Below are 25,570 nucleotides of genomic sequence, written 5' to 3' on the forward strand. Positions count from 1 at the left end.
GGCGGCCTCCTCCGTCATCGGACAGCTGCTGTCTCCCCCACAACACCCCGCGGCGGGCTCTGATTCCGGCCGCCCTCGCGCGCCGGGCCGGTCGTCGGCCTAGGCTCGGGACGTGCTGCGCATCATCGACGCCCGAACCGGCGAACCCGTCGTCGCCGCCCCCGTCCGCCGCGGTCCCACCCGGATCGAGGCGCATGTCTCGGGGCACGGCGCCGGCGCGCTCCGTGTCCTGCTCGTCGCCGATCTGCTCGTGCGCGCCCTGGAACTCGACAGCACGCCCGTGCGGGCCCTGCTGACCGGCGAGGGCGACCGGGCCGCGCTCCGGGCGGGCGCCGCCGCGCTCGGCATCCGCCCTCTGGAGGAGGGCCCGGAGCCCGGCGCCCGGCCGACGGAGAGACAGGTCCTGCACGTGGCGGGCGAGGACACCCCCACCCCCGACGGCGTACGAGTCGCCGTGGGCCCCGTGACGGGCGAGGCACCCGCCGACCCCACCGTACTGCGCCTCGCCCTCCTCACCCGGCCCCGCACGGAACCCGTCCGGCTCGACGCCGCCGCGCTGGGCGAGGCCCACGACACCCTCGTAAGCTGGCGGAAGGCCGTCGCCGACTGGGCGCGGCGGCCCTCGCGGCCGGTGCCCGACGGGGTGCGCAAGCGGCTGCGGACGGCCTGGGAGGACGATCTGGACGTGCCCGAGGTGCTGCGCGCACTGCGGTCGGTGGCGGAGGCCGGGCCCGAACTGCCCGACGGCGCCCGCTTCGAGACCTACGCCTACGCCGACCGGCTGCTCGGCCTGGAGCTGACCCGCGACGTGGGAGCCGCCGCGTGAGCGCGCCGACCGGGCCGCCGCGCCGGCTGGTGGTCCTGCGGCACGCCAAGTCCGACTGGCCCGAGGGCGTCCCCGACCACGAGCGGCCGCTCGCCGCGCGCGGCCGCCGCGACGCCCCCGCCGCAGGCCGCGCGCTCGCCGAGGCCGGCTGTGTGCCCGATCTGGCCGTCTGCTCCACCGCCGTCCGCGCCCGGCAGACCTGGCAGCTGGCCTCCGCGCAGTGGGACACCCCGCCCCCGGTGCGGTACGAGCCGAAGGTGTACGCGGCCGACGTACCCGAACTGCTCGACGTCGTACGGGAGACGCCCGCCGAGGTCGAGACGCTGCTGCTCGTCGGACACAACCCCGGCCTGTGGGAGCTGGTCCTGGAGCTGGCCGGGGACGCGCTCGACGACGCCCTGGACGAGGTGCGGCTGAAGTTCCCGACGTCCGCGATCGCCGTGCTCGCCTGGTACGGGCCCGACTGGCGCTCGCTGGCCCCGGGCACCACCCTGCTGACCTCGATGACCGTGCCCCGGGGCCACAAGGGCGGCTGACCCGGTATCCGGATCAGCCCACGTGGATCCGGGGCCGCCGCTCCGGGTCCGGCTCCGCCCGGCGGCGCACCTCACGGGTGACCGGGGCGACCTCGCGGCGCCGAACACCAGGAACCGGAGAACTGGTTCACCGGATTGCCCTCCGTCCAGCTGAAGTAGGCGTGCGGCACCTCGCCCGTGCGGTCGCGCAGCGCCAGCAGCACCGCCGCCACGGTGTTGGGCACCGTGGGACCGGCCGCGCGCAGCCGCCGAACGCCGTGCTTCTCGTCGCCGTGCACCGCGATGTCCGCCGCGAAGTCGGAGGAGTCCCGCACGAACACCTCCAGGAACAGCACCGGACCGCCGCCGGGGATCGGGGTGTGCGCGCGCTGTTCCCCCTCCTTGGCCCGGTACGCGCGCGTGCTGTGCTCCTGCGGCTCGTGAGGGATCAGCTGGAGCGGACCGTGCCCGGCCGCCTCGTCGACGAACCGGGCCGCCGTCGCGTCGAGGGTGACACCGGTCAGGCACATCACCCGCCACCAGCGGTGGCCCTCCTGACCGGACGCGGCGTGGCATGCGGGCCGGGATGCCGGGCGGTCTGCTCGCTCAGCCCCTCCAGCAGCCAGGTCCGCCACGGCGAGGACCGCGCACCCGCGCTCTGCTCCTTCATCGGACCCTGACTGCCCCGCACGGCACCGCCCGCCCCACCGCATAGGCTGACCGGATGCAGGACGAGTACCGCACAGTGGCCCGCGCGGGTGTGCACGAGACCGAGGTCAACCGCTCCCGATTCCTGTGTGCCCTCGCCCCGGCGGGCACCGAACAGGAGGCCCAGGACTTCGTCGCCGCCGTCCGCAAGGAGCACGCCGACGCCACCCACAACTGCTGGGCGTACGTCATCGGCGCCGACGCCTCGGTCCAGCGGGCCAGCGACGACGGCGAACCCGGCGGCACCGCGGGCGTCCCGATGCTCCAGATGCTGCTGCGCCGTGACATGCGGTACGTCGTCGCCGTCGTCACCCGCTACTACGGCGGCGTCAAGCTCGGCGCCGGCGGCCTGATCCGCGCCTACGGCGGAGCGGTCGGCGAGGCCCTCGACAGCCTGGGCACGCTCACCCGCCGCCGCTTCCGGCTGGCCACGGTGACCGTCGACCACCAGCGGGCCGGCAAGGTCCAGAACGATCTGCGCGCCACCGGCCGCGAGGTGCGCGACGTCCGCTACGGCGAGGCGGTCACGATCGAGATCGGCCTGCCCGACGCCGACGTGGACGCCTTCCGGGCCTGGCTCGCGGACGTGACGGCCGGGACGGCGGGGTTCGAGCTGGGCGGGGAGGCGTACGGGGACGCGTGACGGACCCGGCGCGTCGCTGAGGCCGGCTCCCGTCGGCCCCGTCGGCCCCGTCGGCTCAGGTGGGTGAGGGCTCCGGGGTGAGATCCTCCTCGCCGATCTGTGTGCCCGACTCGTAGATGGTCACGAGGTCGCCGTGGATCTCGTAGCGGTACTCCTGGTTGCGCGCCACGAAGCCGTCCGAGGTCTGCTCGGCCGGCATGGCGATGCCCTTCTCCCGGCCGTCGCTGAACTCGCCGTAGTAGTACAGCGAACCCGACTCCGTACGGCACAGGGTGATCTGCTTGTTCGACGTGCTGAACGCCTTCACCAGCTCGGCGCCGTCGCCGTCGGGCAGCCGCCCCGCGATGCGCGCGGGGCAGGTCGCGGCGACCCGGGTGTCGCCTTCCGTACCGGAGGCGCCGTCGCCGGACAGGCCCTCGCAGCCGCGGGCCACCAGCGAGAGCAGGAAGGACACCACGATGAACCCCAGGCAGCCGCTCACGCACCCCGGTGTCTTCCGCGTCCTGGCGGGCGTGGAGCGGGGCGGCACGGGCCGGGAGGAGTAGCCGGGCGTCGCGGGCGGGGGCGCGGGGGCCGGTGTGTGCGGGGCGGTCGGCCGGTAGCCGATGGTGGGGGCGGACGGGTAGAACACCGCCTCCTCCCGGCGCGGCGTGGCGCCCGTACGTCCCGGCCCGGACGCGGTGCCCGGCCGGTGCCCCGTGCCGCCCGCGCGCGGGGCGCCGATCCCCGTGCCGAAGCCGCCGGGCATCCCCGGCGCGCCGGGACCCGACGCTCTCGGGGCCGACGGCGGCGTGGCGGCGGCGCCGGGCGGTGTCCGCTTCGGCGTGGGCCTGCGGGGCGCGGCCTTCTTCGCGGCGCCGGCCCCCGCGCCCGCACTCGTACCCGTACCGGCAGCGGCGCCACCGGACGGCGACGGTTTCCACGTGGCCTTGGCGGCGCTCTTGGACGGTCCCTTCGACGTGCCCCCGGACGTGCCCCCCGACGTGCCCTTCTTGGCCGTCGCCGTCCGCCACGCGGTGCCGCAGACGATGCAGGAGAGGTCCGTACGCGCGTTGTTGGTGTCGCACTTCGAGCAGCGCCAGTCCGCTGGCGGACGGCCGGCGCCGGGCCGCTTGGCCGCCGGACGCGCGCCGCCGGAACTGCCGGAGCCGCCCGCCGCCGGTTTCGCGCCCGGCTTCGGAGCGGACTTCGGTGCGGACTTCGGTGCGGACTTCGGAGCTGACTTCGGCGCGGCCGCGCGGGGCGCGGCGCCCCGCCGGGTCCCGCCGCACACCGAACAGGCCGCGTCCGCGGGAACGTTGTACGTGTCGCAGTCCGAGCAACGCCAGTTGGCCGACGGCGCCACAGCCCGCCCTCCTTCTCGTCTCCGTGGGGTCGCGCGGTCAGCCCGGGGCGCCGTTGACCCGGGCCATCACGGTCGCGAACAGTTCCTCCGAGGCCGCTCCCGCCGGTGTGGCGATCCACGGCGGCGCGTCGAGCGGCACCCGCTGGAACGCGGCCTCCTCGGCGGGGTCGTCCAGATGCTCCGGGATGTCGAAGCGCCGCCGCAGCAGGTCCGTGAACTCCTCCGCCTCCGGGAGCCGCTCCGCCGGGACGTCGACCCGGACCACGAGGAGCCCGGGTGTCGGCCCCTGCGGGAACCGCAGATGGAAGACCCACTGGGACAGACCGTCCGCGCCCTGCGGAAGGAGCCGCAGCTGGGCGCAGGAGGCCATATGGGACTTGACCTGACCGTAGCGGGGCCAGGTGAACCAGACATGGCCGTCCGTCCGGGCCTCCAGCTGGAACTCCGGCCAGTCGAGCCTCACAGGCTGTTCGCGATCGTCTCGATGATCTCGTCCATCTCGAACTCCTCCAGCCCCTCGCCCGCCTTGGAAGCGAAGTGGAGGGTGAGGTCCCACTCCTCGGCGATCGGGTCCGACCAGGGCGCCTGGTCCGGCGCGAACAGCACCAGCCGCTTCGCCGACTGCTCCATCACGGAGGTCTGGCTGCGCGCGTACCCCCACTGCTCGAACAGCTCGTCGAGGCTGCGCGGGATGCCCGCCGGGTAGGTCGGCGCGGAGACGCCGACCGTGCCCAGCGGGTGGGCCGGGGCGTCGGTGAACATCACGATGACATGGCGCCGGCGGTCCAGACCCGTCTCCCACGGGGAGTTGATCGCCAGGGCCAGGGCCTCCAGCCCGGACTCGGGGATGTCACCGCCGCCCGTGGCGTCGATGCCGCGCACGAAGTCCTCGAAGTCCCGTGACTGCGACGGGAGATGGAGGAAGTCGGTCTGCTGGACGGCGTTGGAGGCGTCGTCGCCGAAGTCGCGGAAGGCGATGGCCTTCAGCCGCAGCTGGCTGATCGCCTTGCCCTTCTTGGCCATCACGTCGTTCAGCCGGTCGTGGAACTGCAGGGCGCTGTTCTTCACGTTGTCGAGGACGGGGAACATGCTGCCGGTCGCGTCGACGCACAGCACGATGTCGACGGCGTACTGCAGATTCCCCTGGTACTGCTCGATGTCGCTCATCCGGAGTCTCCTGGGTGGTACGGGTACGGGTACGGGTACGGGTACGGGCGGGGGTGCGGGTACGGGTACGGCTACGGGCGGCGGCTGGGCGCCGGGGTCACGAGGAGCCGCGCCCCCGGTCCCGGTCCCGGTCGCCGAGGTTGATGCGGACACGGGAGGGGCGTGGCGTGGGGGCGGCCGGTTCGGACGGCGCCGGCACGGCGGCGGGCCGGGACGGCGGGGTGGCCGGCTCTTCCGTGGCGGGCGGTGGCGGTGGCGGGGCTGCCGCGGCCGGGGTCGGGGCAGGTGCCGGTTCCGTCCGGGGCGCGGGCGGCCGGGGCGCCGTACCGCCGCCGCCCGGGCGGCCCGTCGATCTGGGGTTGGTCTTGATACGGCTGGGGCGCCGGTCGGAGGCGGATGGTTTCGTCGCACCCGACGGGCCGGTGGGCGCGGTCGTGGCGGTCGTGGCGGTCGTGGCGGTCGTGGCGGTCGGGGTGGTCGGAGTGCGTGTGGTGGTCGTGGCGGTGCCGGGACGCCGGTGCTGGAGGGCGCACACCGCCGGGTCCGCGAGCGTCTTGAGGAAGGTCGCCACCTTCGGACGGCTGCCGGGGGCCCGTGCGGTCATGGCGCGCAGCAGCCCGATCATGGAGTCCGACAGCCGGGTGTCCAGATCCAGCCGCTCACCCGCGTTGACGGCGTCGGCGGGCGAGCCGTACCGCTTGTCGTGGTGCGGCAGATCGCCCGTCAGATACAGATGGGTCATCAGACCGAGCGCGAACATGTCCACCGCGCAGGTCAGATGCTCCGGCCCGGCCGAGCCGTCGCGCTGCATGTAGCGCCGCCACTCGGGCGCGCCGTACACCGAGTCGCCCGCGATGTCGTCGGGCTCGGGCGGCTTCCCGGAGACATAGGAGTCGTCGAAGTCGATCAGCTTCGCCGTGTGGAAGGGCGAGCCGTCCCGCCGCTGCACCAGCACGTTCAGGGGCTTGAGGTCGCCGTGCACGACGTCGATGTCGTGCAGCTGCTGGAGGCTGTTGCCGAGGGTCTTCAGCAGCACCATCTTCTGCCGGGGCTCCAGGGACTGCGGCTTCTCCAGGCTGGAGGTGTCGATCCGCTCGGTGACCTTGTAGTACGTGCTGCCCTCGTGGAAGAAGTCGGTGGCGAGCACCAGGTTGCCGCCGCCGCGCGCGTCCGGACGCAGCCGTTTCATGATCGTGCGGTGCCGCTCCTCGAACTCCCGGGCCAGCTGCCGGCGGATCCGCAGGCTCGGGGTGTCCCGCGTGTCGTCGTCGCGGGGGCGCTTGGGCTCCAGGAACCGTTTGACGAAGAACTGCGCCCCGTCCTTCTCGGCGAACGCCCACACGCATTTCCCGCCGTTGGCGTTGGTCGGGTCGGTGGTGATGCGGTAGCCCCCGATGACATCGCCCTGCTTCATGCGCGCTCCTCGGGTGCCAGGGGCAGATGGGTCTCGTATCCGGCCCGGTACATGTGCCAGGTCGCGTCCTGCCAGGCGCGCACCCGGGCCGGGAGGGTGGCGGGATCCTCCGTCGGCGCCGAAGCCGAAGCCGAAGCCGAGGCGGGAGCCGAGGTGGGAGCCGAGGCGGGAGCCGAGGCGGGAGCCGCGGGCGGAGCCGAGGCCGGGCCCGATGATGCCGAGCCCGATGCCGACGGTCCGGGCCCGGTTCCGGCCGAGAGGCGGTCCAGGCCGCGCGGCCGGGAGCGGACGTAGCGGTCGGTCACCTCCTCCAGCCGGGCGGTGAACTGGGCCTTCAGTTCGTCGAAGCCGTGGTGTCCGAGCGCCACCAGGGCGAGCGAGGCGTCGTCGGCCGTGTAGCCCTGCACCTCACGGCGGATGCGGTCGGCCCACTCGTCGGCGTTCGCCGCGCCGTGCAGGGTGCGCAGCAGCAGCGTCTCGAAGTCGGCCGGGGTGTGCACATAGCCGAAGAACCCGTCGGTCGCGGTCACCAGCACGCACGGCAGCGGGAACGTCAGCCGCTGGCTGTCGATCGTGAAGTCCCGGTCCGCGCACACCAGGTTGGTCATCGGCGGGTCGGAGCGCAGCAGCTCCAGCGCGTCGCTCTCCCGGGTGTGGTCGCGGGTGAGTACCTGGAGCCCGTTCTGCGGACCGAGGACGTAGGCGCGGGAGTCCCCGGCCCACAGCGGCTGGAGCTCAAGGCGCGGATCGCCCTCCGTGGGCAGCACGCGGTAGTGCACCCCGGCGAGCGTGGTGGGCAGCTGGCGGCGCATGGTGCCGCCGATCTTGCTGCGCCGCTGCGGGGCGGCGGCCAGGAAGTACTGGAGGTACTCGCGCAGGCTGCTCGGCCCCGCCGTCTCGCCCTCCGTCGCCACCTCGCGGAACCAGCAGTCGGTGGCCAGCCGGGCCACCCGTGCCCCGACCCAGGCGCTGGTGCGCTGGGTGCCGTCGGCCGCCTGCCACACCGGCGCGGCCCCGGAGCCGCCGGACCCGTCGAAGACGGCGAGCAGCCCGTGGCCGCTGTCCATGTGGTGGGCGACGAACGGCTCCGCGTCCTCGCCCCGGTCCGGGACCCGTTCGGTCCACACGGACAGGGCCAGCAGCCCGTGGTGGTGCTCGCACCAGATGCGTTGGGACGGGCGCCGGCGCGTGGTCTGTTCGGCGGCGGGACCGGACGGGGCTGGGAGATCCGCGACACGGGTGGCGGGGTGCGGTGGGGGTGACGACGGGGGTGGCGGGGGTGATGGCGGGGGTGGTGACGGGGGTCGGTGGGGATGCGCGGGTTCGTGCGTCGGCGCGGTGGGCGCGGCCGGCGGGTACCCGGGGCGATCGGGGTGCCCCGGGCGCCCGGGGTACGCGTGCGGCGCGGCCGGCGCGCCGAGCGGCGTCGGATACGGCGCGGAGGAGTCGTAGTCGGTCATCGGCGCTCCCCGTCGTGCGAGCCGCCCCCGCGGGGGCGCTTGGCTGTACCGCGGACCCGGCTCACCCGGGGCGCGGAGTCGTCGGCGGAGCCGCCCACCGGCGCGGCGCCGCCCGTGCGGTCGGTGCGGCCGTCCGACGGCGCGCTGTCGCCGGTGCCGCCGGTGCCGCCGTCCGTCCGGCGGGGGTGGTCCGAGGTCCGGCTCTCGGTGCCACCGGCCGCCGACGACCGCTCGGCCCGGTCGGCGTAGGGCTCGACCCGGTCGGCGTACCGGCCGTCCCTGTCCCCGCCCCGGTCGGCGTACCGGCCGTCCCGGTCGGCGTACGGGGCGTGCCGGTCGGGGTACGGCTCGGCTCGGTCGGTGTACGCATCGGTCCGGTCGGCGTACGGCTCGGTCCGGTCGGCGTACGGCTCGATCCGGTCGGCGTACCGGCCGTCCCGGTCCGGTCCGCCCCGGTCGGTCCGGTCGGTGTACCGGTCGCCCCGGTCCCCGCCCCAACCACCCTCCCGGTCCGCAGACCGGTCGGATCGGCGTTCGTCGGCCTCGCCGGCGCGGCCGCCCGCCGTGGTGGAGGGGCGGTCGTCCGGCAGCGGCTCGTCGTCGGGCGGGCCTTCGGGCCGGGCCGGGCCGGTGGGCCGGGCGGGCCGCCCACCCGAGACGCGGCTGCGCGGCCCACCCCGCGCCTCCCCGGACCCCCGCTCGGGCGAGCGGGCGCCGCGGTCGCCCTCCTCGTCGTACCGGTCCCGCACCACCTCGCCCCTGAGGGGCTCGCGGTCGTCCTCGCCGGTGCCGGGTTCCAGCGCGCGGGCCAGGCTGCCGCGGAGCCGGCCGCGCCGGGTGGCGGTCTCGAACAGACCGTCCCCGTCGCGCAGCACCTCCTCCAGCACCGCTCGCTCCAGCTCGGCCTGCTCGAAGGGCTCGCGGTCGACGTCGCCGCGTTCCAGGACCATGCGCATGACCTCGCGCCGGACCTCCCGCTTCTCCGCCTCGCCCTTCTCGATCCAGGCGAGCGCCGCGCGCGGGCCCTCCTTCTCCATGATCTCGGCGATCAGCCCGTCGACGCCCTCCTCCCGGATCATGTCCACGTGCCGCCGTCGCCGCATGCCGTCCAGCCGGGTCTCCCGTACGACGTTGCGGAACTCCCGTCCGCTGGCCGCCGTCTCCTCCTCGTCGACGAGGAGTTCGATCTGGATGTTGCGCAGCCGGACGGCGTCGTCCCCGCCGAACGCGGTCAGGGCGGAGTTCAGCGCGATCTCCGCCGCGTGGAACTCGGCGATGTCGTAGTCCCGGGCGACCGTGCGCAGCGTCTTGCGCAGGTAGCCGTACAGCGCGCCGCTCATGTCGCGGATCCCGCGCTCGACCACCTTGGCCGGGTCGGCGACCCGGCACACCAGGTCGACCCGGCTGCGGAAGGAGAAGGTGTGGTCCCGGCTGGGCACATCGATGTCGAGGACGAGCCGGTGCTCGGTCATGTCGACGGTGAACACACTGCGGTACGCGCCGAAGCGCGACGAGGGGATCTCCTCGCCGCTGCGGATCGTCAGCGAGGGACCGCTGTCGCGGACCAGGACGAGGGCACGGCCGGGAGCCGGTGGCCGCAGCGGATTGGTGAGCCGCCACTTGGGGACGTCGTCGCTGCTCAGGATCGGGTCGTAGGTCTGTTCCTCCATGTCTCCCCCTTTCCTTCCGTTGCTGTGGGTGAGTTCCGGTGGCTGACGGGATGTGGGGCTGGTGGCCGGTGGCCGGTGTCACCGGCCGCCGCGGTCGAACTCGCGGAGCAGCCGGGCCGCGTTCGCCGAGGGGCGGTCGCGGTCGCGGGCCCATTTCTCCAGCCACCACTCCAGGCGTTCGCGGTGGCGTCCGGGCCGGCGGGCGACCGCTGTCAGCAGCCGGCCGATCGCGTCGAGGGCGCCGGGGCTGTCGTCGGCGTGGTCGTCGATCCACGCGTGCAGGGCCTCCAGCGCGGTGTCCTGCACGGGCTTGCGGGCGAGGGCGCGCGCCCAGAGCTCGGCGAGCCGGTCGTGGTGGCGGGGCAGTTCCGTCAGCAGCACGGGCACGCCCGGCACCCGCTTTCCGCCTCCGCCCCTGCCTCCGCCTCTGCCCCTGCCTTCGCCCCTGCCCCCGTCCGCGTCGTCGCCTCCGTCGTCGTCCGCCGTCACGAGAGGCTGCTCGTAGGGCCGGGAGACGGCGAACACGAACGCGGACAGGGTCTTGACGACCATGGGGGACAGGTCCTGCGGCTCGGACCACTCCAGGTAGGCGTCCAGCAGCGTCACCACCTCCCCCTGGTGCAGGAGGTGGACGCCGCCCCAGGCCACCGACGGCAGCGTGCCCCAGTCGTCGCCCCGGTCCAGCGCCGCGCGCAGCACGGCGACGGCCCGGTCGGGCGCGCTGCGGCCGAGCAGTCCGCCGACCGCGTTCGCCGCCGTACCGGCGAGCCGGCGCTGCTGCGCGGAGGCGTCGCCGCGCGCCCAGTGGTGCAGCAGCTCCCACACCGGGTCCGCGGTCTCCGGGCGGCTGCCCGCCACGCCGAGCGCGGTGGCGGCGGCCTGCCGCAGCGGCCAGGAGGTGCTGCCCGCCCAGGAGGCGAGGAAGCGGTGCACGGCGTGCTGCGGGTCGGCCAGGACCAGCACACCGGCGGCCACCGAGGCACGGGCGCGCACCTCGAGGTCGGGGTGGGTCAGCAGCCGGCGCAGCCAGTCGAGCACGGCGCCGCGGCGTCCGTCGAGCACGGTCCAGGCGTAGGCGAGGATGACCTGTCCGAGCAGCGCGTTGCGGAAGTACACCCGGGGCGGACCGGCCAGGAGGCTGTCCGTGTCTGGCAGTTCGAGCCGGATCCACTGCTGTTCATGGCCGAGGAGATCCCCGAACCGCAGGTCCGGCGGGGCGGCCGCGGGCTCGGTCAGGGCCGCGCGCAGGGCGACGGCCGCGTCGGCGACGGTGAGATAGCCGCTGCCCTCCAGGACGGCCGCCGCGAGCGCGAAGGCCACCGGCTCCGGCTCGCGGTACCGGTCGAACCAGGCCCGTACCTGTTCGCTGGGGTCGCGCAGCCGGGCCACCTCGGCCGCGATGTCGCCGTGCGCGCTGATGACGGAGGCCAGCCGGGCCGCGTGCCGCGCGGCGGGCTGCTCGCGCAGGGCGGCCGCCGCACCGGTGCGTTCCAGCAGGGCGTGCAGATCGGCGTACGCGTCGGCGCCGCCGCCGTGGCCGAGGACCCGCCGCTCGACGACGGCCACCGGGTCCAGGGGGGTGAGCGGGTGATGGGCGAGGTGGTCGCCGCCCGGCCCGGCCGCGAGGACCTCCAGGTCGTGACCGCCGGTCAGGACGAGGAGGCTGCCGGCGTCGCGCAGCGCGGCGGCCACGGCGGCCCACTGGGCCGGCCCGAGATCGCCGCCGCTCCCCGACACGGTGGTGAACCGCCGGACGCCCGCCGGTCCGTCCTCGAGAACCGCCAGGTACCCGGAGTGTTTCACCGGCGGTTCCCAGCCCGGCTCCAGTACCTGCGAGGGCACCAGGAGCCGGTGGCAGCCGCCGCCTCCGCCGCCGTCGATGGCGAGGGCCTCCTCGAGCAGGTTGACGGCGGCGGCCGTCCGGCCGCTGCCGGGCGGCCCGGTGAGCACCAGCAGCCGCCGCTCGCGCAGCACCTCGACGGCGTCCTCGTACCCTTCGGGCTGGACGTACAGGTCGGTGTGGTCGGCGACCTCGGTCGTGTCCAGTGCGAGCAGGGACGCCCCGCCCGGCCGCCGTTCCGTGCCGCGCCCGGCGCCGGTGTGGAGGCCGCCGCCGAAGCTGACGGTCTCGTTGAAGAGCGCGAGGGTGCCGATCCGGGTGCCGGAGGCGTCGGCGTTCAGCCGCCGGGCGATCTCGTCGGCGATGGCGCCCGCGCGCAGCGCCTCGGAGCGCTCGGCGTCGCCGTGGGCGCCGGCCTCCGTGAGGGACCGCAGGGCGTCCTTCTCGCTGATCGGGCCGTCCCGCTCCTCGGCGGGGGTGCGCGGTTCGTCGGCGGTCGTGCGGTCGTCCTTGGACTCAGGTGGCGTCCGGTCCTTGCCGGTGTCGCGCCGGGCGTCGTCCTTCTCCCGGGGCGGCTCGTCCGAGCGGGCCCCGGGGCGGGCCCCGGCGCGGACGCCGGCTGCCCGGGTGCTCTCGGCGGAGGTGTCCTCACTCATGCTGGGCCTTCGGCTTCGGGTTGTGGTGCGGTCAGGTGGGAGACGGCGGGCCGCGCCGGAGCGCGCGCCCGCGCGTGGCGCCGCGCCGGACCACGGGGCACTCGCGGCCCCGGCCCGCGCCCGGCGCACGGGCGGCGCACGGACGGCGACGGGACGAGGGCACACGTCCCTCCCGTGCCCCGGCGGACGGGCGATGTCCTACGACGTCTTCCAGTCGCCCTGCACTTCGACCTTGCCGTTGAACACCTGGGCGTTCTTGATCAGCGCCGCGCTGATCTGTGCGCCGCCCCGGGTCGCCACGGCCTCGTCGACCAGCCGCCGGATCTCGGTCTCGAAGCCCGAGTCGAGCAGCATGTGGGCGGCGAGCTGCCGCTCCAGTGCCTGCTGGGCGTCCTCGTCGTCGGGCGCGCCGGTGACCCGGTCCAGCGCCCCTTCGGCGTCCGCGTTGCCGCGGAACCGCGCGCGGATGCGCTCGACGAGCCGCGCTCCGCCGTTCCAGCCCGAGCGGCCGGCCTCCTGGCCCGCCGATTCGAGCGCTCCCTTGACCACGAGCGCCACGCCTGCCGCTGCCACGGCCGTCACCGGATCCATGCTGTTCCCCCGTGCTCCACGCAAAACAGGGGGCCAATGTAGGAGCGCACCCGCGCACGACGGAGCGCTTCTTCTCACATTGTCCGAAAGTCGCCGAACCTGTTCCGGTCCTGTCCGGTCGAGACCGATCAACCGGTGTGTCCCGAAAGGGGAACCGGAGTGAACGGGGCATACCGGCCGGAGCCGCCGGCGGCGATGGCAGACTGTGGCCGGTGCGGGAGCACGGGCCGGCAGGCGTTAGCGTGGTGCGTGGTGACGGAGAGCCCGGACCGGCCGGTGTCGGCTCCGAGGGCGTAGGCGGGGGAGACATGCGGGCCGGAGCGTTTTCTTGAGACTGCTGCACACCTCCGACTGGCACCTGGGCCGGGCCTTCCACCGGGTGAGCATGCTCGGCGCCCAGGCCGAGTTCATCGCCCGGCTCGTCACGACCGTGCGCGAGCGCGAGGTCGACGCCGTGCTCGTCTCGGGCGACGTGTACGACCGTGCCGTGCCGCCGCTCGCCGCGGTCGAGCTGTTCGACGACGCACTGCACCGGCTCGCCGCCCTCGGCGTGCCCACGGTGATGATCTCCGGGAACCACGACTCCGCCCGCCGGCTCGGCGTCGGAGCGGGGCTCATCGACCGCGCCGGCATCCATCTGCGCACCGACCCGGCGGCGGCCGGGACGCCCGTGGTGCTCGCCGACGCCCACGGCGACGTCGCCTTCTACGGACTGCCGTATCTCGAACCCGCCCTGGTGAAGGACGAGTTCAGGGTGGAACGGGCCGGTCACGAGAGCGTGCTCGCCGCCGCCATGGACCGGGTCCGCGCCGACCTCGCGACCCGTGCGCCGGGCACCCGTTCCGTCGTCCTCGCCCATGCCTTCGTCACCGGCGGCGAGCCCAGCGACAGCGAGCGCGACATCACCGTCGGCGGGGTCGCCGCCGTGCCCGCCGGGGTCTTCGACGGCGTCGACTACGTGGCGCTCGGCCATCTCCACGGCTCCCAGACCATCACCGAGCGCGTCCGCTACTCCGGCTCCCCGCTGCCGTACTCCTTCTCCGAGACCGAGCACCGCAAGACGATGTGGCTGGTCGACCTGGCGGGCGACGGCTCGCTGAGCGCCGAGCGGATCGACTGCCCGGTGCCGCGCGCGCTCGCCCGGATCCGGGGCACCCTGGAGGAGCTGCTGGCCGATCCCGCCCTCGCGCGGCACGAGGACGCGTGGGTCGAGGCGACGCTCACCGACGCCGTCCGCCCGGCCGACCCCATGGCCCGGCTCACCGACCGCTTCCCGCACACCCTCAGCCTGGTCTTCGCCCCCGAGCGGGCCCCGGGCGACCCCGACGTGTCGTACGCCCGACGCCTCGCCGGCCGCGACGACCAGGAGATCGCCGAGGACTTCGTGGCCCATGTGCGCGGCGCCGGTCCCGACGCGCGCGAGCGCGGCGTGCTGCGGGACGCCTTCGACGCGGTCCGCGTGGACGAGACGGTACGCGAGGCGTCCCGGTGAGGCGGCGCCCGGACGAGGGCGGGGGGAGCCGCCCGGTGATGCCGCGCCCGCACGGGGGGATGCTGCCGCGCCCCGACGATCACGAGGGAGGCGCCCGATGAGGCTGCACCGGCTCGATCTCACCGCCTTCGGGCCCTTCGGCGACTCCCAGCGTGTCGACTTCGACGATCTGTCCGCCGCCGGGCTCTTCCTGCTGCACGGCCCGACCGGCGCGGGCAAGACCTCCGTCCTGGACGCCGTCTGCTACGCGCTGTACGGCTCCGTCCCGGGCGCCCGGCAGAACGGCCAGGGCCTCACCCTGCGCAGCGACCACGCCGCCCCCGGCACCCGCACCGAGGTCACCCTCGACCTCACTGTCGCCGGACGCCGGCTGGAGATCACCCGCCAGCCGCCCCACGAGCGTCCCAAGAAGGGCAAGAGGCAGGGCACCACCGTCGACAAGGCCCAGACCTGGCTGCGCGAGTACGACCCGGCCGCCGGCGCCTGGAAGGACCTCAGCCGCTCCCACCAGGAGATCGGCGAGGAGATCACCCAGCTGCTCGGCATGAGCCGGGAGCAGTTCTGCCAGGTCGTGCTGCTGCCCCAGGGCGACTTCGCGCGCTTCCTGCGCGCCGACGCCGAGGCCCGCGGCCGGCTGCTGGGCCGTCTCTTCGACACCCGGCGCTTCGCCGAGGTCGAGAAACGGCTCGTCGAACGCCGCCGCACCGCCGAGGCACGCGTGCGTGACGGCGACGCCGCGCTGCTCGCCGACGCGCACCGCATGCAGCAGGCCGCCGGTGACTCCATGGAGCTGCCCGACGAGCTGACCCCCGGCGAGCCGGGCCTGGCCGAGGCCGTCCTGGACGCGGCCGCCGTCGCCCGCAGCACCGCCCGCGAGCGGCTGACGGTCGCCGAGTGCGGCCGCCTCGCCGCCGGTTCCGCGCAGGCCGCGGCCGAGCGTGCCCTGGACGACGTACGCGAACTCGCCCGGTTGCAGGGGCGGTTCGCCGAGGCGCGGGAGCGCGCCCGGCGGCTGGAGGAGCGGGCCGGGGCGTACCAGGAAGCGCGGGCCCGGTGGGAGCGCGGGCGCAAGGCGGAGGCCGTGGCGCCGGCGCTGGAGCTGCGGGAGGCCGCCGACACCGAGCACCGGCGGGCGGCCGGCGCCGAGGCACGCGCGCGTGCGGCCCTGCCGGAGCGGTTCGCGCAGGACGGTGCCGCCGGGCTGGCCGCCGCCGCGCGCCGGGCCGCCGAGGAGCTGGGCGGGCTGGAGTCCGCCCGGCGCGGTGAGCGGCGGCTGGCCGCGCTGGTCGCCGAGCGCGCGGACCTCGACCGGCAGGAGCGGGCCGACGAGGACGTCCTGACGGAGAGCGAGGGCTGGCTGGCGGGCTGGGACGCGACCCGTGCCGCGCTCCAGGACCGGATCGAGTCCGCGCAGGAGTCCGCCACCCGCGCCGAGCAGCTGGCCGTCCGGATCGAGCCCGCGCAGCGGCGGCTGCGGGCCGCCCGGCTGCGCGACCGGCTCACCCGCGACGGCGAGGACGCCCGGGAGCGGGCCCGCGCCTCGGAGCAGCGGGCGCTCGACGCCCGCGCCCACTGGCTGGACCTCAAGGAACAGCGCCTCGACGGCATCGCCGCCGAGCTGGCCGCCCACCTCACCGACGGGGAACCGTGTGCCGTCTGCGGTGCGACCGAGCACCCCGCCCCGGCCCGCAAGGACGCCGGGCACGTCGATCGCGAGGCCGAGGAGCGGGCCCTGGCCGCCCACCAGGACGCCGAGGAACGGCACGGCCGGGATCTGCGGCGGCTGAGCGACGTACAGCGGGAGCTGGCCGCCGCGCTCGCCGAGGCCGGCGACACCCCGGCCGAGGCGCTCGCCGCCGAGACCGAGGAGCTGGAGCGCGACCACGAGCGGGCTCGTCGCGAGGCCTCCGCGCTGCACTCCGCGCGCGAGGAACTGCGCAGCGCCGAGCAGGAGCACGAGCGGCGTACGGCGGCCCAGCGCGACGCCGCCGTCCGGGCCGCCTCCCGGGTCGGTCACCGTGAACGGCTGGACCGGGAACGGGCCGGGCTGGAGGAGGAGCTGGCGCTGGCCAGGGGCGCGGCGCGCAGCGTGGCCGCGCGGGCCGAGCAGCTGGAGCGGCAGGTCAGGCTGCTCACGGAGGCCGCCGACGGGGCCCGGGCCGCCGAGGAGAGCGCCGCACGCCTCAAGGCCGCCGACGGACGCCTCGACGAGGCCGCCTTCCGGGCCGGCTTCGACACCCCGCAGGCCGCCGCCGACGCCGTCCTCGACGACACCGCCCACCGCGACCTGCAACGGCGCCTGGACGCCTGGCAGTCCGAGGAGGCCGCCGTCCGCGCGGTCCTCGCCGAACCGGACACGGTGGCCGCCGCCGAGCGTCCGCCCGCCGACCTCGCTTCGGCCGAGCGGACCGCCGCCGAGGCCGCCGAACGGCTGCGCCGGGCCGCCTCCGCGCAGGACGCGGCGGCCCGCCGCTGCGCCGAACTCGACCAGCTCTCCGCGCGCGCGGCCGACGGCGTACGGCGGCTCGCCCCGCTGCGCGACGAGTACGACCGGGTGGCGCGCCTGGCCGGGCTCACCGCGGGCACCTCCGCCGACAACGAGCGTAAGATGCGGCTGGAGGCGTACGTCCTGGCGGCCCGGCTCGAACAGGTGGCGGCCGCCGCGACCGTACGGCTCCAGCGGATGTCGTCCGGGCGCTACACCCTCGTCCACTCCGACGACCGGGCCGGACGCGGCCGCAGCGGGCTCGGGCTGCACGTCGTCGACGCCTGGACCGGGCGGGAGCGGGACACCGCGACCCTGTCGGGCGGCGAGACCTTCTTCGCCTCGCTCGCCCTCGCGCTCGGGCTCGCCGACGTGGTGACCGACGAGGCGGGCGGGGTCCGGCTGGACACCCTCTTCATCGACGAGGGGTTCGGCAGCCTCGACGACCAGACCCTGGACGAGGTCCTGGACGTCCTCGACTCCCTGCGCGAACGCGACCGCAGCGTCGGCATCGTCAGCCATGTCGCCGATCTGCGACGCCGCATCCACGCGCAGCTGGAGGTCGTGAAGGGACGGTCGGGGTCCACCGTGCGCCAGCGGGGCTAGGGGGTGTCTTGTGGATCAGGCCGGCTCCGGGTAACGGTGCCTCTCGGCCGAGCCGAGCGGGGTCTGGTGCGTGCAGCTGCATGGCGGAGGAGGGCGTCGACGCGATGGGGGTCCCCCCCCCCCCCCCCGCGCGAGCGCAGCCGAGCGTGGGGGAGTCGGCAACCGACGACAACGCCGCTGGGGGTCCCCCCTCTGGGGGAGTGCGTGCCCGGCCCCGCGACCCTCGGCAAGATCCACAAGACACCCCCTAGCGGCCCAGCGGGCGCCGGGGCAGGGGCGAGGAGTAGACGACGCTCGTGGTGACCGAGCCCAGCGTGCCGATCTTGCCCGACACCTCCTCCAGGTGGCGCATCGAACGGGCGGCCACCTTGATCACGAAGCAGTCGTCTCCCGTCACGTGGTGCGCCTCCAGGATCTCGGGCGTGACGGCCACGAGGTCATGGAACGGCTTGTAGTTGCCGTTGGAGTAGCGCAGCCGCACGAAGGCCAGGATCGGCAGCCCCAGCCGTTCGGGGTCCACCACGGCCGCGTACCCCTGGATGACGCCCGCCTCCTCCAGCCGGCGCACCCGCTCGGTCACGGCGCTCGCCGACATGGACACGGCCCGCGCCAGGTCGGCGAAGCTGGCCCGGCCCTCGCGCTGGAGGACCTCGAGGATGCGCCAGTCGGTGGCGTCCGGGGAATACACGGTCATGACCGAGGGATAGCAGGGGAATCCCCGGCGGGGCAAGGTCCGGGCCGTGGAACACCCCTTCAGGAAGATGATCACCGGCCATAGATTTCTGGGTGTCGGACACCACCGGAGAAAGGCCCCCGATGAACGCCACGACCACCGTGAACCCCGTCCTGCGCGTGGCCCCCGCCGCCCCCGCCGAGGCCGCCGCGTACTTCCGCGCGAGCCTCGTCTTCCACGCCGATGTCTCCGACGTGGCCGCGGCGCTCGCCGCCGGCGGCGACCCGGGCTTCGTCGTCCTGGACTCCCGTTCCACCGCGTCCTGGGACCAGGGTCACATCACCGGCGCGGTCCACCTGCCCACCGCGCAGATCCCCGAGCAGGCCGAGGCGCTCCTCGACAAGGACGTGCCGGTGGTGACGTACTGCTGGGGCCCCGGCTGCAACGGCGCCACCCGCGCCGCCCTCGCGCTGGCCGAACTCGGCTACCGGGTCAAGGAGATGCTCGGCGGCTTCGAGTACTGGGTGCGCGAGGGCTTCGCGTACGAGACCTGGGAGGGCGGCGAGCGACGCGCCGCCGACCCGCTGACCGCGCCTGTCGACGCGGCCGACTGCGGCTGCTGACCGCGCCCGTGGACGCGGCCGGCTGCGGCTGCTTTCCCGGCCGGGTGCCGCTAGAGCTGTGCCAGCTCGTCCACCAGGTCGTCCAGGCCCAGGGAGCCCTGCGAAAGGGCCGCCATGTGCCAGGCCTTGAGGTCGAAGGCGTCGCCGTGCCGCTCGCGGGCCCGCTCCCGGCCCTGCAGCCAGGCCCGCTCACCGAGCTTGTAGCCGATCGCCTGGCCGGGAATGCTCAGATAGCGGGTCAGCTCGCTCTCCACGAAGTCCGCCGGCCGGCTGCTGTGCGCGCCGAAGAACTCCTGCGCCAGCTCCGGCGTCCAGCGCTCGCCGGGGTGGAACGGCGAGTCGGCCGGGATCTCCAGCTCGAGGTGCATGCCGATGTCGACGATGACCCGGGCCGCGCGCATCATCTGCGCGTCCAGGTACCCGAGCCGCTGCTCCGGGTCCGTGAGGAAGCCCAGCTCGTCCATCAGGCGCTCCGCGTACAGGGCCCAGCCCTCGCAGTTGGCGCTGACCATGCCGACGGAGGCCTGGTAGCGGGAGAGGTTCCCGGCGACGTGCGCCCACTGCGCGAGCTGGAGGTGGTGGCCGGGGACGCCCTCGTGGTACCAGGTCGAGACGAGGTCGTAGACCGGGAAGCGGGTCTGCCCCATGGTCGGCAGCCAGGTGCGGCCCGGCCGGGAGAAGTCCTCCGACGGGGGCGTGTAGTAGGGGGCCGCCGCGCTGCCGGCCGGGGCGATCCGCGACTCCACCTTCCGGACCCGCTCGGCGAGCTCGAAGTGGGTGCCGTCGAGCGCCTCGATCGCCTGGTCCATCAGGCCCTGGAGCCAGTCGCGGACCTCGTCGACGCCCTCGATGTGCCGGCCGTGCTCGTCGAGGTGCGCGAGCGCGGTCCAGGGCGTGGCCGCGCCCGGCAGGACCTTCTCGGCCTCCGCGCGCATCTCGCCGAGCAGCCGGTGGTACTCCGCCCAGCCGTACGCGTACGCCTCGTCCAGGTCGAGATCGGTGCCGTTGAAGTAGCGCGACCAGCGGGCGTACCGCTCCCGGCCGACGGTCTGCGGCGCGTCCTGGACGGTCGGCGCGTACACGTCGCGCACCCAGTCCCGCAGCTCCACCACGGCGGCGGTCGCCGCGCGGGCCGCCTCGTCCAGTTCGGCGCGCAGCGCGTCCGGGCCCGTGGCGACGAAGTCCTCGAACCAGCCGCGGCCCGCGCCGTCGGTGTCCGACCACTCGGTGAGCTGTCCGACGAAGGTGGCGGTCGGGCGGGGCGCCGCGTAGAGCTTGCGCTCCAGGCCGAGGGCCAGCGACTCCCGGTAGCCCGCCAGCGCCGCCGGCACCGCGCGTAGCCGCTCGGCGATCGCCGCCCAGTCCGCGTCGGTCCGCGTGGGCGTCACGGTGAACACCTCACGCACATGGTGCGCCGGTGTGGACATGTTGCCGACCGAGCGCAGCCCCTCGTCGGCGTCGTGCACGGCGAGTTCCGCGGTGAGGCGCTCGCGCAGCAGGCGCGCGCACCGGCGCTCGATGTCACTCTCCGCGCCGGGCCGCCGCTCGGCCTCGGCCAGCTCGGCCAGGGTGTTGCGCGCGAGTACCGCGAGCGCCTCCCGGCCCGCGGGCGAGTAGTCGGGCAGCCGGCTCGAACTCTCCGGCACGCCGAGGAAGGTACCGGTCACCGGGTCGAGGGCGATGAGGTCGTCGACGAAGGCGTCGGCGACCTCGCGGGGCAGCGGGCTGTTGGTCTGTGACATGCCCACCATCCTCGTACGACGCGACGGCGCGCGTCACGGCGTTTGTCCGGAAGGCGCGGGTGGCAGCAGCGGGCCGCACTCCCACTGCTGGAAGATCAGCCGGGTCTCCACCCGGGCCACCTCGCGCCGGGCCGTGAACTCGTCGAGCACCAGCCGTTGCAGATCCGCCATGCCCGTGACCGCGACATGCACCAGATAGTCGTCCGGCCCGGTGAGATGGAAGACGGACAGTGCCTCCGGCATCGCCCGGATCCGCTCCACGAACGGCCCCACCAGCTCCCGCCGATGCGGCCTGACCTGCACCGACAGCAGCGCCTGGAGGCCGCGCCCGAGCTTGGCCGGATCCAGTCGCAGCTGATGCCCGAGGATCACCCCCGAGCGGCGCAGCCGCGTCACGCGGTCCAGACAGGTGGACGGCGCGACGCCGACCTGCGCCGCCAGATCGCGGTAGGTCGTCCGGGCGTCGTTCTGCAGCAGCCGCAGCAGCTGGAGGTCCACCGGGTCCAGTACGACAGATTCGGCCATCGGCCGAACGTAGCACGGTGTTCGATTAATGTGACCCGCTCGGTGTTCACTCTGCCGTCCATGGACTCAGCCGCAGCGAGCACCCGCACGTACGACGAGGTACGTCCGTCCGTCCCGCCGTCCCGCGCACTGGCCACCGAGGCCGTGCACGCCGGACGGGACGACCTGGCCCGGCAGGGCCTGCACGCCCCGCCGATCGACCTGTCCACCACCTACCCCTCCTACGACAGCCGCGCCGAGGCCGCCCGGATCGACGCGTTCGCCGCGACCGGCGCCGCACCGGACGGGCCGCCCGTCTACGGCCGGCTGGGCAACCCGACGGTCGCCCGCTTCGAGACGGCCCTCGCCCGGCTGGAGGGCACCGAGAGCGCGGTCGCCTTCGCCAGCGGGATGGCGGCGCTGAGCGCGGTCCTCCTGGCGCGCGCCTCGACGGGCCTCAGGCACGTCGTGGCGGTACGGCCCCTGTACGGCTGCAGCGACCACCTGCTGACGGCCGGGCTGCTCGGCTCGGAGGTCACCTGGACCGACCCGGCCGGGATCACGGACGCGCTGCGCCCCGACACCGGTCTGGTGCTGGTCGAGTCCCCGGCGAACCCGACCCTCGCCGAGGTCGACCTGCGGGCCGTCGCCCACGCCTGCGGCTCCGTGCCGCTGCTCGTCGACAACACCTTCGCCACCCCGGTGCTCCAGCGGCCCGCCGAGACGGGGGCGCGGCTGGTGCTGCACAGCGCCACCAAGTACCTCGGCGGGCACGGGGACGTCCTGGCGGGCGTGGTGGCCTGCGACGAGGAGTTCGCCGGGCGGCTGCGGCAGGTGCGGTTCGCCACCGGCGGGGTGCTGCACCCGCTCGCCGGCTATCTGCTGCTGCGCGGTCTCGCCACGCTCCCGGTGCGGGTCCGGGCCGCCTCCGCGAACGCCGCCGAACTGGCCCGGCGGCTGGCCGCCGATCCGCGTGTGGCCCGCGTCCACTATCCGCGCGTCGGCGGCGCGATGGTCGCCTTCGAGGTGTACGGCGACCCGCACGAGGTGATCGCGGGCGTCCGGCTGATCACCCCGGCGGTGAGCCTCGGCAGCGTCGACACCCTCATCCAGCACCCGGCGTCCATCAGCCACCGCATCGTGGACGCCGAGGAGCGCCGGGGCGCAGGGGTCAGCGACCGGCTGCTGCGGCTGTCGGTGGGGCTGGAGGACGTCGAGGACCTCTGGCGGGATCTGACGGGGGCGCTCGGCGCGGTCGTCGGGGTGTGAGAAGGGCCCGGCGGTCGCACCGCCGGGCCCTCACGGCCGTTCTGCGTCCGTCACGGCCGCGCGCCTCAGTCGCGCGCGATCCGTTCCCCCTGGACGCCGCGAACTCCGTGGACTTCGTGGGTCCCGTGGGCTCCGTGGGCCCCGGACGCCCCGGACTCGGCCCGCGCCGCCGTCCGCTCCAGCCGGGCGGTGATCACGAGGGTGCCCTCCTCGATCTGGTAGTCGAGCGGCAGCCCCAGGCCGCGCATGGCGGCGACCATGCCGGTGTTGGAGGACTGCGTCACGGCGTACACGCTCTCGCAGCCCGCCTCGACGGCCATCGCGACCAGCCGGCCGAGGAGTTCGGCGCCGATGCCGCGCCGCTGCCACTGGTCCTCGACGAGCAGCGCGACCTCCGTCTCGTCGCCGTCCCACAGCAGATGGCCGAGGCCGACGATGCGGCCGGACGTCGTCTGCACGGCGAGGGTGCGGCCGAAGCGGGGGCTGAGCAGGTGCTTGAGGTAGCGGTCGGCGTCCCCGACGGGCCCGTGGTAGCGCATGCCGAGGGTGCGCGGCGAGCACCGCTCGTGCATCTCCCTGGCCGCCTCCAGATCGCCGGTGTCGGCCCGGCGCACGGTGATGTCGTTGCCCTCGGGCAGCGTCAGCACGTCCTGGCCGAGCGGGACGCGGGGGCCGAGCCGGGCGTCCAGCTCCACCAGGGCACGCGCGCGTGCGAACTCGGTCGGGGTGAACGGCAGATACGGCCGCTCCACGGTGATCACTCCGCCTTCCGGCGCCCGCAGGCGCATCACGGTGTCCTCCAGCACGCCTTCCACGGGCACCCCGGCCGGCCCCCGGCCGCCGCCGGCCGGTGCGGCGGGCAGCGAACGGATCGTGCACCGGCCCAGCAACTGGCGCAGGGCCAGCGGCAGTTCGGCCGCGTCCAGGGCGGTACGGGTGGCCAGGCCCAGCACCCGGGTGGGGGCGTCCACCAGGTCGTGGGCGTCGGCCCGCTCGATCCAGGTGCTCGCCCCGCCGGCCAGCGCCACGGCGCGGGTGATCTCGGCGGCCCCGAGCGCGCCCGGGGCACGCAGCAGGAACTCGTCCACCGTGTCCTCGCCCAGCGGGTGCGTCTGGAGGCTGAGGATGTCCACCCGGTGGCCGGCCAGCGCCGTGCACAGCGCGGCCAGCGCTCCGGGTTCGTCCTTCACCGTGGTCCGCATCCGCCACAGGGTGCTCTCGGTGGCGACCCCGCCGGGAAGTGCGGACGGCCCGGCCTGCGCCTCGGGGGAGGGCGGCCGGGCACCGGTATCGCTCGTCGGCGGTGCGTGCCCGTGGCGGCGTGACCACCAGGTGTGGAAGCCGGCCGTGGCGAGCAGGGCGGCCGCGGACAGCGCCAGCAGCTCGGGGCCGTCGGGGCCGTGCCCCACCAGGTTCGCCACCACGTCGGCCACCGCGACGGCCGTGAAGAGGGCGGCCAGTTCCACGAGGTCCCGCCGCCAGTGGTGCACGGGGCGCCCGTGTTTCGCGCGCGTCACATCAGTCATGTCTCGAGTCATGCAGCCACTGTGGAGGAATGGTGTTGCGTGATCACGAACGGTTTGTGACTGACGGGTAAAGGATACATATGTCCGTATTGTTAATTCTTCCACGACTGCGGTCCACCGCGAGCCGGCCATGCCCCCCTCGGAGGCACCGCGCACCGGGGGATGACGCCGATGCGCGGTACACCCAAAAGGGTAACGGGAGTTACTGGCCGACCCGCCCCGGCTGGAGCACCTGGGTGAACAGCACCGTGCCGTCCTGTTCGCGCAGACGGACCGTCAACTCCCCGCTGTGGCCGTCGATGTCGACCTCGCCGAAGAACTGGTAGCCGCCCGCAGGGGACACGTTGGCCGTCGTGGGCGCCTTGACGAAGACCCGGTCCGGGCCGAAGGTGCCGTCCAGCGCGTTCGCCGGGAACGCGCCCGCGTTGAGCGGCCCGGAGACGAACTCCCAGAACGGCGCGAAGTCCTTGAACGCGGCCCGCGACGGGTCGTAGTGCTGGGCCGAGGTGTGGTGGACGTCGGCCGTCAGCCACACCGTGCCGGTGATCCGGCGGTGCTTGACGAACCGCAGCAGCTCGGCGATCTGGAGCTCACGGCCGAGCGGCGCGCCCGGGTCGCCCTGCGCGACCGCCTCGATGTTCGGCGGACCGTCCGTGCCGTCCGGCACGACCAGGCCGATCGGCATGTCGGCGGCGATCACCTTCCACACCGCCCGGGAGCGCGCCAGCTCGCGCTTGAGCCACTCCAGCTGCTCACGGCCGAGGATGCCCTGCCGGTTCACGCTCTGGTCGTCCGGCGAGTTCGCGTCGCGGTAGGTGCGCATGTCCAGGACGAACACGTCCAGCAGCGGACCGTGGTGGACCGTCCGGTAGACCCGGCCGTCGGGGCGGCGCAGCGTGGAGATCGGGAAGTACTCCGAGAACGCCTGCCGGGCGCGGGCCGCGAGGACGTCGATGTTCTTCTCGGTGTACCGGGTGTCCGCGAAGATCTCGCCCGGGAACCAGTTGTTGGTGACCTCGTGGTCGTCCCACTGGATGATCGAGGGGACCTGGGCGTTGAACGCCTTCAGGTTCTCGTCCAGCAGGTTGTAGCGGAAGTTGCCGCGGAACTCCGCGAGGGTCTCGGCGACCTTCGCCTTCTCCTCGGTGGTGATGTTCCGCCAGGTCCGCCCGTCGGGCAGCGCGACGGACCCGGTGAGCGGGCCGTCGGCATAGATGTTGTCGCCGCTGCACAGGAAGAAGTCCGGGTCGAGCCCGGCCATCGCGTCGTAGATGTGGTAGCCGCCCAGCTCCGGGTTGATGCCCCAGCCCTGCCCGGCCAGGTCGCCGGACCACACGAACCGCACCCCGTCACGGCGTTTGAGGGACGCCGTGCGGAAGGTGCCGGTCACCGGCTCACCGGTGCGGCGCGGGTCGTCCGGGTCGGCCAGCAGCACGCGGTAGTGGATCTGCTCGCCCGCCGGCAGGCCGTGCAGCCGGGTCGTGCCGGTGAAGTCGGTGCCCGCGCCGAGCAGCGGACCGTGGAAGCGGCGGGCGCCGCGGAACGACTCCGTCGCCGAGGCCTCGACGATCATCCGGGCCGGACGGTCGGAGCGCACCCACACCAGACCGGAGTCCGTGGTCACGTCCCCGGTCTGTACGCCCCAGCCGGCCCCGGGCCGCCCGGACAGGGCGAGGGCGGGAGCCGCGCCGACGGCCGCGGGCAGGGTCAGGGCCGCGGACGCGGCCAGCGAGCCGCGCAGCACGCTGCGGCGACCGGGGAACGGACGGTGTGACATGGGAGAGGCCTCCTGGGACGAGAACCGGCCGGTGTGCA

Annotated in this window: 20 protein-coding genes and 1 pseudogene; 7 read left to right on the plus strand and 14 right to left on the minus strand. The window is 74.8% G+C overall.

Features of this window, described 5'->3' with window-relative positions:
* Positions 1 to 112: 112 nt before the first annotated feature.
* Together ACZ6D7_RS23075 and ACZ6D7_RS23080 are read left to right on the plus strand one after the other, a co-directional pair.
* Positions 113 to 826, plus strand: coding sequence for a hypothetical protein (locus ACZ6D7_RS23075; protein WP_469493645.1), 714 nt, complete (start codon positions 113 to 115; stop codon positions 824 to 826).
* Positions 823 to 1,362, plus strand: a complete 540-nt coding sequence (locus ACZ6D7_RS23080; RefSeq protein ID WP_469493648.1) for a SixA phosphatase family protein — start codon at positions 823 to 825, stop codon at positions 1,360 to 1,362. Before ACZ6D7_RS23075 ends, ACZ6D7_RS23080 begins: the two co-directional genes overlap by 4 nt.
* A gap of 13 nt (positions 1,363 to 1,375) precedes the next feature.
* Here ACZ6D7_RS23080 and ACZ6D7_RS23085 read toward each other — a convergent pair.
* Positions 1,376 to 1,856 (minus strand): annotated as a pseudogene (locus tag ACZ6D7_RS23085) (amino acid transporter); the annotation flags it as partial.
* Positions 1,857 to 2,065: 209 nt separating this feature from the next.
* Between ACZ6D7_RS23085 and ACZ6D7_RS23090 the strand changes: the two are divergent.
* Complete coding sequence (locus ACZ6D7_RS23090) at positions 2,066 to 2,692, plus strand: YigZ family protein (RefSeq protein WP_469493651.1); 627 nt, start codon at positions 2,066 to 2,068, stop codon at positions 2,690 to 2,692.
* Positions 2,693 to 2,747: 55 nt separating this feature from the next.
* Here the strand turns inward: ACZ6D7_RS23090 and ACZ6D7_RS23095 are convergent, their stop codons facing one another.
* From ACZ6D7_RS23095 to ACZ6D7_RS23130, 8 genes are all read right to left on the minus strand, one after another.
* A complete protein-coding gene (locus tag ACZ6D7_RS23095) occupies positions 2,748 to 4,037 on the minus strand; it encodes a zinc finger protein (protein WP_469493654.1) in 1,290 nt (429 codons plus the stop codon).
* Positions 4,038 to 4,074: 37 nt separating this feature from the next.
* Complete coding sequence (locus ACZ6D7_RS23100) at positions 4,075 to 4,500, minus strand: hypothetical protein (protein ID WP_469493656.1); 426 nt, start codon at positions 4,498 to 4,500, stop codon at positions 4,075 to 4,077.
* A complete protein-coding gene (locus ACZ6D7_RS23105) occupies positions 4,497 to 5,204 on the minus strand; it encodes a vWA domain-containing protein (RefSeq protein ID WP_469493659.1) in 708 nt (235 codons plus the stop codon). The genes ACZ6D7_RS23100 and ACZ6D7_RS23105 overlap by 4 nt, the downstream gene beginning before the upstream one ends.
* Before the next feature lie 97 nt (positions 5,205 to 5,301).
* Positions 5,302 to 6,618 (minus strand): protein kinase domain-containing protein, encoded by a 1,317-nt coding sequence (locus ACZ6D7_RS23110; RefSeq protein WP_469493661.1) that lies wholly within the window; start codon positions 6,616 to 6,618, stop codon positions 5,302 to 5,304.
* On the minus strand, positions 6,615 to 8,078 hold the full coding sequence (locus ACZ6D7_RS23115) for a serine/threonine protein phosphatase (protein WP_469493665.1): 1,464 nt from the start codon (positions 8,076 to 8,078) through the stop codon (positions 6,615 to 6,617). The genes ACZ6D7_RS23110 and ACZ6D7_RS23115 overlap by 4 nt, the downstream gene beginning before the upstream one ends.
* Positions 8,075 to 9,748: a hypothetical protein gene (locus ACZ6D7_RS23120; protein WP_469493669.1), complete on the minus strand. Its 1,674-nt coding sequence runs from the start codon at positions 9,746 to 9,748 to the stop codon at positions 8,075 to 8,077. The genes ACZ6D7_RS23115 and ACZ6D7_RS23120 overlap by 4 nt, the downstream gene beginning before the upstream one ends.
* A 78-nt stretch (positions 9,749 to 9,826) precedes the next feature.
* Positions 9,827 to 12,244, minus strand: coding sequence for an nSTAND3 domain-containing NTPase (locus ACZ6D7_RS23125; protein WP_469493672.1), 2,418 nt, complete (start codon positions 12,242 to 12,244; stop codon positions 9,827 to 9,829).
* 198 nt (positions 12,245 to 12,442) lie between these two features.
* Complete coding sequence (locus tag ACZ6D7_RS23130) at positions 12,443 to 12,835, minus strand: hypothetical protein (protein ID WP_469493675.1); 393 nt, start codon at positions 12,833 to 12,835, stop codon at positions 12,443 to 12,445.
* Between the two features lie 328 nt (positions 12,836 to 13,163).
* On the opposite strand from ACZ6D7_RS23130, the gene ACZ6D7_RS23135 reads away from it, so the two are divergent.
* Entirely contained in the window at positions 13,164 to 14,327 is a 1,164-nt protein-coding gene (locus tag ACZ6D7_RS23135) for an exonuclease SbcCD subunit D (protein ID WP_469493678.1), read from the plus strand.
* A gap of 97 nt (positions 14,328 to 14,424) precedes the next feature.
* Positions 14,425 to 17,418, plus strand: a complete 2,994-nt coding sequence (locus ACZ6D7_RS23140) for an AAA family ATPase (protein WP_469493681.1) — start codon at positions 14,425 to 14,427, stop codon at positions 17,416 to 17,418.
* Between the two features lie 247 nt (positions 17,419 to 17,665).
* Here ACZ6D7_RS23140 and ACZ6D7_RS23145 read toward each other — a convergent pair whose 3' ends face one another.
* A complete protein-coding gene (locus ACZ6D7_RS23145; protein ID WP_469493684.1) occupies positions 17,666 to 18,112 on the minus strand; it encodes an Lrp/AsnC family transcriptional regulator in 447 nt (148 codons plus the stop codon).
* 122 nt (positions 18,113 to 18,234) lie between these two features.
* Here ACZ6D7_RS23145 and ACZ6D7_RS23150 point away from each other — a divergent pair, with 122 nt between their 5' ends.
* Positions 18,235 to 18,714 carry a rhodanese-like domain-containing protein gene (locus ACZ6D7_RS23150; protein WP_469493688.1) on the plus strand — a complete coding sequence of 160 codons (480 nt, stop codon included), beginning with the start codon at positions 18,235 to 18,237 and terminating at the stop codon, positions 18,712 to 18,714.
* Positions 18,715 to 18,764: 50 nt separating this feature from the next.
* Here ACZ6D7_RS23150 and ACZ6D7_RS23155 read toward each other — a convergent pair whose 3' ends face one another.
* Both ACZ6D7_RS23155 and ACZ6D7_RS23160 read right to left on the minus strand, forming a co-directional pair.
* Positions 18,765 to 20,456 carry a DUF885 domain-containing protein gene (locus tag ACZ6D7_RS23155; protein WP_469493691.1) on the minus strand — a complete coding sequence of 564 codons (1,692 nt, stop codon included), beginning with the start codon at positions 20,454 to 20,456 and terminating at the stop codon, positions 18,765 to 18,767.
* 33 nt (positions 20,457 to 20,489) lie between these two features.
* Positions 20,490 to 20,981, minus strand: coding sequence for an Lrp/AsnC family transcriptional regulator (locus tag ACZ6D7_RS23160; protein WP_469493694.1), 492 nt, complete (start codon positions 20,979 to 20,981; stop codon positions 20,490 to 20,492).
* 60 nt (positions 20,982 to 21,041) lie between these two features.
* Between ACZ6D7_RS23160 and ACZ6D7_RS23165 the strand changes: the two genes are divergently transcribed.
* Positions 21,042 to 22,229 carry a trans-sulfuration enzyme family protein gene (locus ACZ6D7_RS23165; RefSeq protein ID WP_469493697.1) on the plus strand — a complete coding sequence of 396 codons (1,188 nt, stop codon included), beginning with the start codon at positions 21,042 to 21,044 and terminating at the stop codon, positions 22,227 to 22,229.
* Between the two features lie 65 nt (positions 22,230 to 22,294).
* Here the strand turns inward: ACZ6D7_RS23165 and ACZ6D7_RS23170 are convergent, their stop codons facing one another.
* Entirely contained in the window at positions 22,295 to 23,719 is a 1,425-nt protein-coding gene (locus ACZ6D7_RS23170; RefSeq protein ID WP_469494123.1) for a GNAT family N-acetyltransferase, read from the minus strand.
* A 238-nt stretch (positions 23,720 to 23,957) separates the two neighbouring features.
* On the minus strand, positions 23,958 to 25,532 hold the full coding sequence (locus tag ACZ6D7_RS23175) for an alkaline phosphatase D family protein (RefSeq protein ID WP_469493701.1): 1,575 nt from the start codon (positions 25,530 to 25,532) through the stop codon (positions 23,958 to 23,960).
* Positions 25,533 to 25,570 lie beyond the last annotated feature (38 nt).

Source organism: Streptomyces sp. NPDC041784 (assembly GCF_055591025.1).